The 14,486-nt window shown below is 35.6% G+C and carries 15 protein-coding genes, 1 tRNA gene, 1 other RNA gene and 1 other annotated feature; of the genes, 4 read left to right on the top strand and 13 right to left on the bottom strand.

The features are described 5' to 3' along the window. Nucleotides 1-272 precede the first annotated feature (272 nt). The 5 genes from ACKVQX_RS14315 to ffs form a co-directional block, all read right to left on the bottom strand. Nucleotides 273-485, bottom strand: coding sequence for a YaaL family protein (locus ACKVQX_RS14315; protein ID WP_068456812.1), 213 nt, complete (start codon nucleotides 483-485; stop codon nucleotides 273-275). 18 nt (nucleotides 486-503) lie between these two features. Further along, nucleotides 504-1,100, bottom strand: a complete 597-nt coding sequence (gene recR, locus ACKVQX_RS14320; protein ID WP_068456815.1) for a recombination mediator RecR — start codon at nucleotides 1,098-1,100, stop codon at nucleotides 504-506. Nucleotides 1,101-1,112: 12 nt separating this feature from the next. Then, nucleotides 1,113-1,430: a YbaB/EbfC family nucleoid-associated protein gene (locus ACKVQX_RS14325; protein WP_068456819.1), complete on the bottom strand. Its 318-nt coding sequence runs from the start codon at nucleotides 1,428-1,430 to the stop codon at nucleotides 1,113-1,115. Nucleotides 1,431-1,462: 32 nt separating this feature from the next. Beyond that, entirely contained in the window at nucleotides 1,463-3,232 is a 1,770-nt protein-coding gene (gene dnaX, locus ACKVQX_RS14330; RefSeq protein WP_409136440.1) for a DNA polymerase III subunit gamma/tau, read from the bottom strand. Between the two features lie 119 nt (nucleotides 3,233-3,351). Next, nucleotides 3,352-3,617, bottom strand: an RNA gene (ffs, locus tag ACKVQX_RS14335) — signal recognition particle sRNA large type. Between the two features lie 166 nt (nucleotides 3,618-3,783). Here ffs and ACKVQX_RS14340 point away from each other — a divergent pair. Together ACKVQX_RS14340 and ACKVQX_RS14345 are read left to right on the top strand one after the other, a co-directional pair. After that, a tRNA-Ser gene (locus tag ACKVQX_RS14340) sits at nucleotides 3,784-3,876 on the top strand. Between the two features lie 124 nt (nucleotides 3,877-4,000). Continuing rightward, the gene (locus tag ACKVQX_RS14345) at nucleotides 4,001-4,426 is read left to right on the top strand and encodes a DUF4395 domain-containing protein (RefSeq protein ID WP_068456822.1); all 426 of its coding nucleotides are present in this window, start codon (nucleotides 4,001-4,003) and stop codon (nucleotides 4,424-4,426) included. A gap of 37 nt (nucleotides 4,427-4,463) precedes the next feature. On the opposite strand, the gene ACKVQX_RS14350 is transcribed toward ACKVQX_RS14345, so the two are convergent. Next, nucleotides 4,464-5,132 carry a deoxynucleoside kinase gene (locus ACKVQX_RS14350; protein WP_068456826.1) on the bottom strand — a complete coding sequence of 223 codons (669 nt, stop codon included), beginning with the start codon at nucleotides 5,130-5,132 and terminating at the stop codon, nucleotides 4,464-4,466. Further along, nucleotides 5,129-5,767 (bottom strand): deoxynucleoside kinase, encoded by a 639-nt coding sequence (locus ACKVQX_RS14355; RefSeq protein WP_141274958.1) that lies wholly within the window; start codon nucleotides 5,765-5,767, stop codon nucleotides 5,129-5,131. The genes ACKVQX_RS14350 and ACKVQX_RS14355 overlap by 4 nt, the downstream gene beginning before the upstream one ends. A 122-nt stretch (nucleotides 5,768-5,889) precedes the next feature. On the opposite strand from ACKVQX_RS14355, the gene tadA reads away from it, so the two are divergent. Then, nucleotides 5,890-6,390: a tRNA adenosine(34) deaminase TadA gene (tadA, locus tag ACKVQX_RS14360; RefSeq protein WP_409136441.1), complete on the top strand. Its 501-nt coding sequence runs from the start codon at nucleotides 5,890-5,892 to the stop codon at nucleotides 6,388-6,390. Between the two features lie 19 nt (nucleotides 6,391-6,409). Here the strand turns inward: tadA and serS are convergent, their stop codons facing one another. From serS to pdxS, 3 genes are all read right to left on the bottom strand, one after another. After that, a complete protein-coding gene (serS, locus tag ACKVQX_RS14365; RefSeq protein ID WP_068456833.1) occupies nucleotides 6,410-7,687 on the bottom strand; it encodes a serine--tRNA ligase in 1,278 nt (425 codons plus the stop codon). Nucleotides 7,688-7,787: 100 nt separating this feature from the next. After that, nucleotides 7,788-8,009, bottom strand: a binding site (T-box leader). 18 nt (nucleotides 8,010-8,027) lie between these two features. Beyond that, entirely contained in the window at nucleotides 8,028-8,612 is a 585-nt protein-coding gene (gene pdxT / locus ACKVQX_RS14370) for a pyridoxal 5'-phosphate synthase glutaminase subunit PdxT (protein WP_409136442.1), read from the bottom strand. Nucleotide 8,613: 1 nt separating this feature from the next. Next, nucleotides 8,614-9,498 carry a pyridoxal 5'-phosphate synthase lyase subunit PdxS gene (gene pdxS / locus ACKVQX_RS14375; protein ID WP_068456838.1) on the bottom strand — a complete coding sequence of 295 codons (885 nt, stop codon included), beginning with the start codon at nucleotides 9,496-9,498 and terminating at the stop codon, nucleotides 8,614-8,616. A 106-nt stretch (nucleotides 9,499-9,604) separates the two neighbouring features. Here pdxS and ACKVQX_RS14380 point away from each other — a divergent pair, with 106 nt between their 5' ends. Beyond that, nucleotides 9,605-11,005, top strand: coding sequence for a PLP-dependent aminotransferase family protein (locus ACKVQX_RS14380; protein WP_197409928.1), 1,401 nt, complete (start codon nucleotides 9,605-9,607; stop codon nucleotides 11,003-11,005). A 46-nt stretch (nucleotides 11,006-11,051) separates the two neighbouring features. Here the strand turns inward: ACKVQX_RS14380 and ACKVQX_RS14385 are convergent, their stop codons facing one another. From ACKVQX_RS14385 to ACKVQX_RS14395, 3 genes are all read right to left on the bottom strand, one after another. Further along, nucleotides 11,052-12,371 carry a serine hydrolase gene (locus ACKVQX_RS14385; protein WP_068456843.1) on the bottom strand — a complete coding sequence of 440 codons (1,320 nt, stop codon included), beginning with the start codon at nucleotides 12,369-12,371 and terminating at the stop codon, nucleotides 11,052-11,054. Nucleotides 12,372-12,508: 137 nt separating this feature from the next. Next, on the bottom strand, nucleotides 12,509-13,975 hold the full coding sequence (gene guaB / locus ACKVQX_RS14390; protein ID WP_068456845.1) for an IMP dehydrogenase: 1,467 nt from the start codon (nucleotides 13,973-13,975) through the stop codon (nucleotides 12,509-12,511). Between the two features lie 323 nt (nucleotides 13,976-14,298). Continuing rightward, on the bottom strand, nucleotides 14,299-14,486 hold a 188-nt coding region (locus tag ACKVQX_RS14395; RefSeq protein ID WP_409136443.1), incomplete at its 5' end, for a hypothetical protein.

A 14,486-nucleotide genomic window follows, 5' to 3' on the forward strand; every position in this document is an offset into this window, starting at 1 on the left:
TGTTCCGTCGTCATCTTAACGACTTAATCATTATATCATGATAACTTCTTAGAAGTCAACAACTTTTTTAAAATATTTTTTCGTCATATTTATACGACTTAAATATTGTAGCATATTAAAATGAATGAGTCAATTATTTCTTTAATTTCTTCAATGTCATCTTAACGACTTATAAATAATAACATCTATTTTTACATAAAGCAATACTTTTTCAAAAGAAAAAGTAGTTTAATCTTAAAAACTACTAAACTACTTTATTTCTTCCTATATAACTATCGAATTTGAACTCGGCGTATTCTTGCTTCTTTAAATAAATAGAAGTATTTACTTTCTGCTATTTTCTTTTGAACCATAGTATCCAAGTTAAAGTCATCTACAAGATCTTCAATCTGTTGTAAATTCTCTAGTTCTTGTTTTGTCTGCTTAATTAGCTGAACAAGATTTTCATCATATTCTTTACGTAATTTTTGTTTATTAAAGAACAATGGTCGCCGCCTCAATTCTTAGAGTTCTCTTCTACCTTCTATTGCTTTTGATAAAGTAACTTCATCTGCATATTCTAAATCTCCGCCTACTGGTAATCCATGTGCGATTCTCGTTGTTTTAATACCAGAAGGTTTTACTAGGCGAGATATATACATTGCTGTAGCTTCACCTTCAATTGTAGGGTTCGTCGCTAAAATCAATTCTTCAATTTCAGCATTTTGTAATCTTTTAATTAAAGTTGGTACATTAATATCTTCTGGACCTATACCATCCATAGGAGAGATAGCACCATGTAACACATGATATAAACCGTTATAATCACGCATTTTTTCCATTGCAATCACATCTTTGGGATCTTGCACAACGCATACGATTGTACGGTCGCGCTGTTGATCTTGGCAAATATGGCATGGATCTACATCTGTAATATGACCACATACTGAACAATATGTTAAATCACGTTTCGCATCTACTAAAGATTTAGCAAACGTTAATACGGTATCCTCTTCCATCGTTAAGACAAAAAAAGCCAGACGAGAGGCTGTTTTCGGGCCAATGCCTGGCAATTTCATGAAACTATCGATTAGTTTGGATATCGGTTCTGGATAATGCATCCGAACGACCTCCTAGAATCCTGGAATATTTAACCCTTGTGTGAATTGTCCCATTGTAGAACTTGTTTTTTCATCTACTTGTTTAATTGCTTCGTTTGTTGCAATGATAATCATATCTTGTAATAATTCAACATCTTCTGGATCTACGATTTCTGGATCAATTACAACATCTGTTACTTCTTTTTTACCTGTCATAACGACTTTTACTAGACCGTTACTTGCAGTACCTTCAAATACCTCTGCTTCTAATGCTGCTTGTGCCTCTACCATTTTCTTTTGCATTTTTTGCATTTGTTTCATCATGTTATTCATGTTACCCATTCCGCGCATTTTAAAATGCCTCCTTATAAATTAAAATTTAGTTATTCTTCAATTTCAATAAAATCTTTACCAAACAGTTTTTGAGCTTCTGATACAACTGTATCATCCACTTCTTCTTCATGCTGTTCAATATCTAAGAATGATTGTACAGGCTCTTCCGATTCATTGCCAGCGACATTTACATTTTCAGATACAGATTGTGTACCCTCTTTATGTTTACGAATAAATTCTGTTCGAATTCGATTCCAATCATCCTCTGGTACAAATACAATCTCATAAAACGTATTCGTTAAGCCTGCTAAAACATGTTTGAACTGCTCAGCCAACTCTTTATTTTCAGCAGCCATTCGGCAAAGTATTTCATGTTTGAATTTTAACACAAAAACACCGTCTGATGCCGCTACTGGCTCTGAATCTGCTAATAATGCTTGTTGTGACTTCGTTAATTGGTTGACTGCATCCATCCAAATACTTTTAATCTGTTGAATAGCAGGTTTCGTTGCGATTTTTAGTACCTCGTTTACACGACCTGTTGGTACTTTAAAACCAGCTTGCGGTTTTTGTCGTGGTCGTTGTGAAGTTGTTTGTGATTCTGCAACAGCAACAGGACCACCCATTGACTGCATTTGTTGTACTAAACTCTCTAGTTGAGCAACTTTCGCTTCTAATCCTTGTGAATGAACTGTACTTGACTGTTCAGAATGATTGTTCATTACTTGCGCTGGTTGACTTGTTTGAACCATCTTTAATAACGCTGTTTCTAAATATACTTTTGAATGTAATGAAAAACGCATTTCTTGTTGTGTTTTCGATAAAATATCAATGTATTGATAGAGGGTATCTAAAGAAAAATCATTCGCTAATTGAACAAACTTTTCTTCATCTGAAGCAAGTTCTAATAAATCACCTAAATCAGGAGCAGTTTGAATAAGAAGTAAATCTCTAAAGAAGGTAATGAGATCTTCTGATAAGCGAACTGCGTCTTTCCCCTCATTCATTAACTCTTCTAATAGCCCTAAAACACTCGCTACATTTTTTTGTTGAATATGTTCAACTAAACGATAAAAAATATCTTGGCTAATTGAACCCGTAACAAACAGTGCATCTTCAAGCTTCACTTCATTTTCACTAAATGATACAACCTGATCTAACATACTTAATGCATCACGCATACCACCCGCAGAAGCTTGTGAAATCACTTTTAAAGCCTTCTCGTCATATGAGCGCTCAATATCTTCTAATACTACTTTCATTCGCTCTACAATATCTATAGAAGAAAGTCTTTTGAAATCGAATCTTTGACAGCGAGAAATGATTGTAGCTGGTATTTTATGTGGTTCAGTTGTAGCTAAAATGAATTTTGCATGTGCAGGAGGTTCTTCTAATGTTTTTAACAATGCATTGAAGGCACTTGTAGATAACATGTGCACCTCATCAATAATATATACTTTAAATCTTGCACTTGCTGGCGCAAAACGTACTTTTTCAATAATCTCACGAATTTCTTCCACACGTGAATTCGATGCTGCATCAAATTCAATTACATCGGGGTGCGCATTTTCTGTGATACTTTTACAAGTAGCACATTCATTACAAGGTTCTGCAATCGGTGCTCGTTCACAATTCAATGCTTTAGCGAAAATTTTCGCTGTACTTGTTTTACCTGTACCTCGTGGCCCAGAGAACAAATAGGCATGTGTTGTGTGATCAGATTGAAGCGCATTTTGTAATGTCTTTTTTACATGGGTTTGTCCAGACATGTCTCGAAATGACTGGGGACGATATACTCGATAAAATGCCTGATATGTCAACGATACCGCTCTCCTTTTTTATAATTCTCGTTACTTATGATTATAACATATACGCGTTTTGACAATGAAAAAACTCACTCGAAATATTTTCGAGTGAGTTTGAAGTGTTATGGTTAATACCATGCACCCTTAATCGACAGTCACACATAAGCGTTACTCTTGTCGCCAGCTCAGATTAGGCTACCCCGCGGCACATAAGTTGATCCACTTAATGCTGCTTCCTCTCGGACCTGACATGGTTCATGGGAACTCATTGCGCAGGACCCAATCGTCAACGCTACGTGCAAGAGGCAGACCAAACATGCGAACAGCCTCCTAAGGGAATTCAGTCTCGCTAAAGCGGATTGCGAGTTACAGGACACCGCTACCTTCCCACCTAGCACGGTAATTCATATTTTACTCATTCTAGAATTAAATTGCAACTAATAGCTATCGAAAATTTTATTCTACAATAAGATTTTTTTCGTAAAAAAGTTTTTTAAGGAAAATGGTTGACCATAATGTTATTTCGTGTTAAATTAATCTACGTTGATAAAACAACTTTATATCTCGGAGGTATACCCAAGTCTGGCTGAAGGGATCGGTCTTGAAAACCGACAGGCGGGTCAAACCGCGCGGGGGTTCGAATCCCTCTACCTCCTCCATTTAATTTTCGTTACATACAGATGTAACGGATTTTTTTTTGCTTTTTTTAAGTATTTTTTCTTTTCTTTTGTCTTTCAATCCTTTATGATAAATAAAATAATTCTTATCTGAAAGGTTGGTTATATGCAAAAGCCTTTATTTATCCCTAGACCTCTTGTGCGCGTGAATCAATGGACAATCTTATTATTCACAGTCGCTACTTGGATTTTTCAACAGCCATTATTACTACTTATACCACTAGTTGCAAATGTACTTGGACTATTTTTCAATTTTAACCCGATTATGAAGTTCGCTCGTCTTTTCTTAAAGAAAGAACCATCTTCATACATTCCAGAAGATGTGACACAACAAAAATTCAACTCAAGTATTGCCATCTTTTGTTTATTAATAGGTTTCATCGGCTTTATATATAATCTTCCTGTTCTTGGTTATACATTCACAATCATGGTTGCACTTGCATCCTCTATTGCGATTCTTGGATTCTGCATCGGTTGTTTCTTATTCTTCCAACTAAATCAGTTAAAATATCGATTAAAAAAAGCTTCATAGAAAAAGAGAGGAATCACGTCGATGTGATTCCTCTTTTTTATTTACGTAAATGTGATGTCTGCTCTAAAAAATGGGCAATACGTGCCACAATGTGTTCCACAGTATCTGGGTCTTTCATTAAATCATAATCATTAATATTCAATCGAAGTACAGGACAAGCATTAAAACTATCAATCCATCTTTCATAGCGTTCATGCATCTCTAACCAATAAGCACGATCTGTTTGTTGCTCCATCGGACGACCACGCTCTGCGATACGACCGATAATATCCTCTACAGGTCCTTCAATGTAAATCAATAAATCTGGATGTGGAAAGTAAGGTGTCATCACCATCGCATCAAAAAGATTCGTGTATGTTTCATAATCTGTTGGTGTCATCGTTCCCTTATCATAATGCATCTTCGCAAAAATACCTGTATCTTCATAAATGGAACGGTCTTGAATAAAACCACCTCCATATTCAAAAATACGTTTTTGCTCTTTGAAACGCTCTGCTAAGAAATAGATTTGTAAATGGAAGCTCCACTTCTCAAAGTCATCATAAAACTTATCTAAGTATGGGTTTGTATCTACTTTTTCAAAAGATGTACGGAAATTTAATGCTTCAGCTAAAGCATTCGTCATTGTCGACTTCCCTACACCAACTGTTCCTGCAATTGTAATAACAGCATTCGATGGAATATTATATTTTTCTCTTAAATTCATTGCTTTAAGCTCCTCTTACTTAATAATTCTTCTACTTGTTGAAGAATTTTTTGTAAATCATATTCATTGTTCACAAAATCATAGGCGTCACCATTAATACGTAGCACAGGAATCTGTGGATTCTCTTGTTCAAAACGATCAATAAATACATGATAATCTGCTACTAACTGCTCCATATAGTCACGTTTAATCATATGTTCAAATTCTCGCCCACGCATTGCAATACGCTTCATTAATGTATCAACTGTCGCATCTAAATAGATGACGATATTCGGTGTCACCATATCTTCGATTAAAATCTCATAAATTTGTTCGTACTTTTTATATTCAGAAGGTTGTAGCGTTCTTTGTGCAAAAATTAAATTTTTAAATACATGATAGTCTGCTACAACTTCTTTTTTCGCATTAATTGAATTTTTCTTAATGTCTTTTAATTGCTTATAACGATTACATAAGAAAAACATCTCTGTTTGAAAGCTCCACTCATCAATATCTTCATAGAATTTATTTAAAAATGGGTTTTCATCCACAATCTCTTTTAATAAATCATAGCCAAAATGTTCAGCAATTCGATTTGAGAGTGATGTCTTTCCAACACCAATCGGACCTTCTACAGCGATAAACGGTACAGGCATCGGAAGTTCTCCCTTCATTTTTTCATCAGTGCCTTATATTTTATCATACAGATTCATGAAGAAACACCCTTTCGCTTTATTGACACAATCGTGCTAGAATAACGCTACAAGGAGCGTGACATATGGAATTAACAGATCAACAATATATGGAACTGGCTTTAAAAGAAGCTGAAAAAGCACGTAATTTAGGCGAGGTTCCTATTGGTGCAATCATCGTACATGAAGGTGAAGTGATTTCTTCTGCTTATAATCTACGCGAAACCACACAAAATGCTGTCACACATGCAGAACTAATGGCGATTCAACAAGCATGTGCAAAACTAGAGAGTTGGCGATTAGAAAATACATCACTTTATGTAACATTAGAGCCTTGTCCTATGTGTGCTGGAGCAATTCTACAATCGAGAATTCCACGTGTGGTATATGGGGCTCGTGATCTAAAGGCAGGCTGTGTTCATTCATTACATTCATTATTAACAGATTCACGTATGAACCATGTATGTGAAGTTACAGAAGGTGTTTTAGCTGACGAATGCGGTAGTATTTTAACGACTTTCTTTAAAGAATTACGTGCACGTAAAAAAGCTGAGAAAAAAGCAAAAAAAGACAACATCACAGATTAATGCGATGTTGTCTTTTATATTAGTTAGAAATAACTTCTAATCCACCCATGTAAGGACGTAAAACTTCTGGTACTACGACAGAACCATCAGCTTGTTGGTAGTTTTCTAAAATCGCCGCTACTGTACGACCAATTGCAAGACCTGAACCATTTAATGTGTGTACATATTCTGGTTTTGCACCTTTTTCACGACGGAAACGGATATTGGCACGACGCGCTTGGAAATCTTCGAAGTTTGAACAAGAAGAAATTTCACGATAAATATTTTGTGTTGGGATCCATACTTCTAAATCATATTTTTTAGCAGCAGTGAAACCTAAGTCACCTGTGCACATTAATAATTTACGGTATGGTAATTGTAAAGCTTGTAGAATTGCTTCAGCATGACCTGTTAGTAATTCAAGTTGTTCATAAGATTCTTCTGGTTTTACAAAACGTACTAATTCAACTTTGTTGAATTGGTGTTGACGAATTAAGCCACGTGTATCGCGACCAGCTGAACCTGCTTCTGAACGGAAGTTTGCGCTATATGCATTAAAACCTTTTGGTAAGTCTTCAGCAGTTAAAATTTCATCACGGAAGAAGTTTGTTACAGGTACTTCAGCAGTTGGAATTAAGAAGTAATCTTCTTTTTCAATTAAGAAAGCATCTTCTTCAAATTTCGGCAATTGACCTGTACCTGTTAAGCTTGTACGGTTTACCATGTAAGGTGGTAACATTTCTTCATAACCATGTTTGTCTGCATGATAATCCATCATGAAGTTAATTAATGCACGTTCTAAACGAGCACCTGCTCCACGATAAAATACAAAACGACTACCTGTTACTTTACCAGCACGTTCGAAATCAATGATATTTAAGTTTGTACCTAAGTCCCAGTGTGGTTGAGGTTCAAAATCGAATGTTGGTACTTCACCCCAAGTATATACTTCTTGGTTCGCGTCCTCATCTTCGCCTACAGGCACAGACTCATGTGGGATGTTTGGTAAACGCATCATCATATGATGGAATTTCTCTTCGACCTCATTTAATTGTGCGTCTAATTCTTTAATTTGATCACCAAGTTCACGCATTTGAAGAATTGCATCATCTGCATTTTCTTTATTGCGTTTCTTTTGAGCAATCGCTTCAGAAGCTTTATTACGTTCTGCTTTTAGAACTTCTGTTTTTGCGATTAATTCACGACGTTGTTGATCCCACTCTTCAAAATGATCGAATGTCCCTAAATCCTCATTACGATGCGCTAACTTTTCTTTAATTTCAGCATAATTTGCACGTACACGTTTAATATCTAACATGTATATTCCTCCATTCCTTATTCGATGTAGATGAAGCCCATAGCACTTGCAATCTTTATAAATTCTAGGAAAAGGCACAAAAAAGCCCTCATCCCCATAGTGAAGGGACGAGAGCATACCCGCGTTGCCACCCTAATTGATTAAGCACAAAATTGCTTAATCCGCTTCAATTTATAACGGCTATGTAAAGCCGGCTACAGCCTACTATGATTTCAGCCGAGCAACTCCAGGACGGATTCACAAGGTTCTTTATCAACTCTCACCAACCGTTGACTCTCTTAAAAAGAATAAACTCGCTACTACTTCCTATCATCGTAATAAATATTAATTTAACCATACTTTACAATACATTTGAAGGTTGTGCAAGTTTACTCTGCTGAATCTGTTCTTTTAATAGTTCCATAATGCGTAAATCGTCTGTTAATTCAGGATGAAATGCGCATCCAATTTTATTTCCTTGTTGTACAAGTACAATCTTATCACCATACGTTGCAAGCACTTCTACACCTTCACCAACACGATCAATATGCGGTGCACGAATGAAAACAGCTTCATATGGTGTGTCTAAACCTTGAACTGTTAATTCTGTAGAGAACGAATCAATTTGTCGCCCAAATGAATTACGACGCACCCAAATATTCATACCACCAATATGTGCTTCAGAACCTTCAACGCAGTCTGCCAAAAGAATTAACCCTGCACATGTTCCAAGAATTGGCTTTTTGAAATCTTTTAAAGCCGGCATCAGCTCATGATAGTCAATGAGTTTACGCATAGCTGTACTTTCACCGCCCGGTAAAATTAAGCCGTCTATCTCATTTAATTGTTCTGCATTTTTAATTGCGATTCCCTCAGCACCAATACCTTCAATCGCATGAATATGCTCTTCGACAGCACCTTGTAAAGCTAGAACACCAATCTTCATATTACCAACCTCGATTCTGCATACGTGCTTCAGGAGCTAAAGAGGCAATTTCAAGACCTTTCATTGGCGTACCAATTTCTTTTGATACACGCGCAATTAATTCATAATCTTGGTAATGTGTTGTTGCTTGAACGATAGCATTTGCGAATTTTTCTGGTGATTCAGATTTGAAGATACCAGAACCTACGAATACACCATCCGCACCTAACTCCATCATTAATGCTGCGTCTGCTGGTGTTGCGATACCACCTGCTGCAAAGTTTACTACTGGTAAACGTTTTAAGCGGTGAATTTCTAATAACACTTCATACGGTGCGCCAAGTTCTTTAGCTGCCGTCATAATTTCATCTGGACTCATATTTGCGATTTGTTTTACTTGCGCATTCACTTTACGCATATGACGAACTGCTTCTACGATGTTCCCTGTTCCCGGCTCACCTTTTGTACGAAGCATTGAAGCACCTTCACCAATACGACGAGCTGCTTCACCTAAATCACGACAACCACACACGAATGGTACGCTGAATTCATTTTTTAATAAATGATATTCTTCATCTGCTGGTGTTAATACTTCACTCTCGTCAATGTAATCCACACCCATTGACTCTAAAATACGCGCTTCTACGATATGACCAATACGACCTTTTGCCATAACCGGAATCGATACTGCATTCATTACTTCTTCAACAACACGTGGATCTGCCATACGTGCAACGCCACCTGCTTTACGAATATCAGATGGAACCATTTCTAGCGCCATAACTGCTACTGCGCCAGAAGCTTCTGCGATTTTTGCTTGCTCAGCGTTAATAACATCCATAATAACGCCACCTTTTTGCATTTGAGCCATACCTCTTTTAACTAAATCTGTACCTAATTGAACCATGAATAATTCCTCCCTTTATTTTCTATATATCCCATAATAATTTATATTGACCTTTTTAAAAGATTCAGTTTTAATATATTTAATAAGGTCAGTTAGGGTGAAGACAATGGATATGCTCATGTTTCAATTAGATAAGACATCATCAGAACCGCTATATGAACAGCTTTACAGAGGAATTAAAGAGAGTATTGTAAACGGTGAAATTGCAACAAATGAGAAGCTACCTTCGAAAAGAAAATTAGCTGAATTTTTAAATATTAGCCAAACTACAATTGAATTAGCTTATGGTCAATTATTAGCTGAAGGCTATGTTTTATCAAAATCACGCGTTGGTTATTTTGTAGAAGACATTGAAACACTTGCTTATATTGATAAAGAGCAAACTCAAAAATTATTAAATGCACCAGAAATTGAAGTGAAAATTGATTTTAATCCTGGTCAAATTGATTTACAGTCGTTTCCGTTTAAAATTTGGCGTAAATATATGAAAGATGCGATTGATGAGGAACATGCTCACCTATTATTAATGGGGGATGCACAAGGAGAGTACGATTTACGAAAAGAAATTGCGGCATATTTATACCAATCACGTGGTGTACGATGTCAGCCAGAACAAATTGTAATTGGCTCTGGTACAGAACAATTATTACCAATGATTGTTTCTTTACTTGGAAATCAACATCACTATGCAGTTGAAAACCCTGGTTACACGATGACACACCACATTTTCACACAATACAATCAGCCAACAACACCAATTGCTGTTGATGAAGATGGTATGGATGTCCAAGAACTTGAACAATCTGAAGCTACAATTGCTTATGTTACACCTTCTCATCAGTTCCCGACAGGTGCTATTCTATCGGCTAACAGACGTGTTCAATTATTAAATTGGGCAATGAAATCACCTCATCACTATATTATTGAAGATGACTATGATAGTGAATTTCGTTATACTGGTAAACCGATTGCAGCATTACAAGGTCTAGATCATGATGATAAAGTAATTTATATGAGTACATTCTCCAAATCATTAATGCCATCTTTACGGATTGCTTATTTCGTTTTACCGAAAACATTACTAGCTGACTATAAAGCACGAGAAAGCTACTATACGTGCACAGTACCTCGAATTGACCAATATACTTTGGCACAATTTATGCATGAAGGTCATTTCTCAAAACATCTGAATCGAATGCGTAAAATTTATAGAAAAAAACTCGAAAAAATTACGCACACATTAAAAGCTTATGCGCCACAAATTAAAATATCAGGCGAACAAGCAGGCATGCATATTATGGTGCATGTTTCACATGAAAAAGATGCAACTGCTCTTAGCAAAATTGCATTAGAACAAGGTATACGAATTGCTTCTATTCAACAATATTTATTGAAAGAACATCCGACTTACAAAAATCGTTTGTTACTTGGATTTGGTGGGATTCCTGAAGAAGAAATTGAAGAATCTATTCACTTATTAATGCATATTTGGGGTTTCCAAGCATAAACAAAAAAGAATCGTGCCATGGCACGATTCTTTTTTGTTTATTTTATTAGAACACTTTATTCCATAAATTTGAGAAGAAATCACCAATTGCACTAAATACTTTTGTAAACCAGCCTTTTTCTTCTACAGCTTCTGTTGTAACAACCTCTAAAGCTTTAATTTTCGGATCAATAAAGCCATAATCTTTTCCAGCTTTATTTTTCACTTCAATGTGTCCAACCACTTCACCTTTTTTAACAGGTGCATTTAATGATTTTTTATCTAAAACAACATTTGCAGTATATTCTTTTGCATCATTTGTTTTAACCATCATTGATAATTCTTCTTTTGCTGCTACTTTTACTTGTTTTTCTTTACCATTTTCAACTGCTACTGTTTCGTTCCCTTTAAAAGTTTGACCTTTTGAAACGATTTTTTCTGTTGAGAATTGGTTGAATCCATAATCAAATAATGCCTTTGTTGCATCAAAACGTGCTTTTTTATTTTCGTTATTACCATCTGCATCAGTTGCATCCATTACAACTGAAATAAGACGTGTATTACCGCGTTTAGCTGTACCAGTGAAGCATTGTCCAGCATAATCTGTTGTACCTGTTTTCAGACCATCTACGCCTTCATATTCAAATACTAAACCTTTTAACATAAAGTTCCAGTTGTCCATCTTAATCGCATCATCTGTACCTTTACGGAATACTTTTGAAGGAATACTTGATGTTTCTAACACTTCTGGATGGTCTTTTAATAAACGATATGCAAGCAATGCAACTGAACGTGCTGACATTTTATTTTCACCTTTATTTGGTGTACCAGCTGGTTGCATACCTTGTAATTGTGCATTATTTAAACCAGATGAATTAAAGAATTCATAGTTTGTTAATCCTAATTCTTTTGCTTTTTTGTTCATTAATTTTAAGAATTCTGTTTCAGAACCTGCAATTGTTTCTGCAATCGCAATTGTTGCTGCATTTGCTGAATAAATTGCCATTGCATCATATAATTCACGAATTGTATATTCACCATCAGCACGTAATGGAACGTTACTTAGTGCACGATCCTGTGAAATTTTATAGGCGTAATCTGAAACTTTGTACTTTTGATCCCATTTAATTTTACCAGCTTTCACTTGGTCTAATAAAATGTACTCTGTCATCATTTTTGACATACTTGCAATACCTAACGATTTTCCTGCATTTTTTTCGTATAGTATTTTACCCGTATCTGCATCAATTAAGATAGCAGCTTTTGCATGGATACCAAGATTTTCTGCTGCTTTTGCTTGGTGTGGGATTGCTAGCAGAATCATGCTTACAAACATTACGACAGATAATGTTAGTTGCATAATCGTATTTTTCTGTAAATTCTTCACCCTTCTACCTCCAAAATATGTATGATGTTTCTCGCTAATTTTAACATATAATATCTCTTTTAAAAGCTTTGTTATCAAAAAGACATATAAAAAACACTAAACAGTGCGAGTGACTGTTTAGTGTTAATTTAGACGTTTTATTGTAATGAATAGTTCGGTGCTTCTTTTGTAATTTGTACATCATGTGGATGACTTTCACGTAAGCCAGCTCCAGTCATACGTACAAATTGTGCGTTTTCACGAAGATCTTGTAAATCTTTTGTTCCACAGTAACCCATACCTGCACGAACACCACCAACTAACTGATGAATTGTATCAGCTAGTGCACCTTTATAAGGAAGACGACCTTCAATACCTTCTGGAACTAATTTTTTCGCATCATCTTGGAAGTAACGATCTTTCGAGCCATTTTCCATTGCTGATACAGAACCCATACCACGATATACTTTAAAGCGACGACCTTGGAAGATTTCAGTATCTCCAGGAGATTCAGAAGTTCCAGCTAATAATGAACCTAACATTACAACATGTCCACCAGCAGCTAAAGCTTTTACGATATCACCAGAATACTTGATACCACCATCTGCGATAATTGTTTTACCCATTTTACGAGCAACAGTAGCACAATCATAAATTGCTGTAATTTGTGGTACACCAACACCTGCTACAACACGTGTTGTACAAATAGAACCAGGTCCAATACCTACTTTTACTACATCTGCGCCAGCTTCGAATAATGCCTCTGCACCTTCACCTGTTGCAACGTTACCAGCTACGATAGCTAGTTCTGGATATTTCGCACGAATGTCTTTTACAGTGTTTAACACGCCTTGCGAATGACCATGTGCTGTATCAATTACAACTACGTCTACCTGTGCATTTACAAGCTTTTCAATACGAACCATTGTATCTTTTGTAATACCAACAGCTGCACCGACTAAAAGACGACCATGCTCATCTTTTGCAGCATTTGGATATTCCATTACTTTTTCAATATCTTTAATTGTAATAAGACCTTTTAAAGCACCTTCGTCATCAACAATCGGTAATTTTTCAATTTTAAATTGTTGTAGCATTTTTTCAGCTTCATCTAAAGTTGTACCAACAGGTGCTGTAATTAAATCTTCTTTTGTCATAACATCATCAATTAATAATGAGTAATCTTGAACAAAGCGAAGATCTCGGTTTGTAATAATACCAACTAATTTTAATTCTGTTTCATTATTTACGATTGGAACGCCAGAAATGCGGTATTTGCCCATTAAGTGCTCTGCATCAAATACTTGATGTGTTGGTGTTAAAAAGAACGGATTTGTAATAACGCCATTTTCAGAACGCTTTACCTTCTCTACGTTATCCGCTTGTTCTTCAATTGACATATTTTTATGGATAATACCCAGACCACCTTGACGTGCCATTGCAATCGCCATAGACGCCTCAGTTACTGTATCCATCCCAGCACTAATCATTGGAATATTAAGTTTAATTTTCGGTGTTAATTGAACCGATAAATTTACTTCCTTTGGTAATACTTCAGAATGTGCTGGTACTAAAAGTACGTCATCAAATGTTAAACCTTCTTTGGCAAATTTTGTTTCCCACATATGCTGTAATTCCTCCTATTAAAAATTATATTAATAGTAAGATTAACAACGTCCATCATACATGTCAAGAACACAAGAAATAAAAGAGTATTCAAAGTATTCCTATTATTCATATCACAACAATGATAACGCTTTATTTAAGAGAAAATATGTTTATGTCTAAATTGTATAATTATATGTATATATTTAAATCATTAAAATTTTATCGTATTTTATTCTATTTCCGAACATTCTCATAGAAAAAATCATAAAAACACACTTTTTACATCATAAAACATTTCACAAAAAAACGCTAGTAAAAAATTTATAATATAAAATACACTTTATACTACGCTTAATATATCAATTACATGAATATATTGCTGGATGCGATGCGGATTGCCTTTGCCTTGTACATGGATGTAGATGGATCGCCTTTGCGACAGGACGTCGCGTTTTTGGCGATCTGGACGTCGCGCTCTTTGGCAATCCTCCTTAAATCTTTTCAGGGTTTCCCCCTTTTGAAACACAA

It is taken from the genome of Kurthia sp. ISK08 (genome assembly GCF_046159805.1).
Lineage (GTDB): Bacteria > Bacillota > Bacilli > Bacillales_A > Planococcaceae > Kurthia > Kurthia gibsonii.

Bases quoted from the DNA above. Each gene is read 5' to 3' on its own strand.
- pdxT (WP_409136442.1), bottom strand. From the start codon at position 8,612: ATGAAGATTGGTGTTCTAGCTTTACAAGGTGCTGTCGAAGAGCATATT.
- serS (WP_068456833.1), bottom strand. From the start codon at position 7,687: ATGTTAGATATTAAACGTGTACGTGCAAATTATGCTGAAATTAAAGAA.
- tadA (WP_409136441.1), top strand. From the start codon at position 5,890: ATGGAATTAACAGATCAACAATATATGGAACTGGCTTTAAAAGAAGCT.
- guaB (WP_068456845.1), bottom strand. From the start codon at position 13,975: ATGTGGGAAACAAAATTTGCCAAAGAAGGTTTAACATTTGATGACGTA.
- ACKVQX_RS14325 (WP_068456819.1), bottom strand. From the start codon at position 1,430: ATGCGCGGAATGGGTAACATGAATAACATGATGAAACAAATGCAAAAA.
- ACKVQX_RS14380 (WP_197409928.1), top strand. From the start codon at position 9,605: ATGGATATGCTCATGTTTCAATTAGATAAGACATCATCAGAACCGCTA.
- ACKVQX_RS14355 (WP_141274958.1), bottom strand. From the start codon at position 5,767: ATGCCTGTACCGTTTATCGCTGTAGAAGGTCCGATTGGTGTTGGAAAG.
- pdxS (WP_068456838.1), bottom strand. From the start codon at position 9,498: ATGGTTCAATTAGGTACAGATTTAGTTAAAAGAGGTATGGCTCAAATG.
- recR (WP_068456815.1), bottom strand. From the start codon at position 1,100: ATGCATTATCCAGAACCGATATCCAAACTAATCGATAGTTTCATGAAA.
- ACKVQX_RS14350 (WP_068456826.1), bottom strand. From the start codon at position 5,132: ATGAATTTAAGAGAAAAATATAATATTCCATCGAATGCTGTTATTACA.
- ACKVQX_RS14345 (WP_068456822.1), top strand. From the start codon at position 4,001: ATGCAAAAGCCTTTATTTATCCCTAGACCTCTTGTGCGCGTGAATCAA.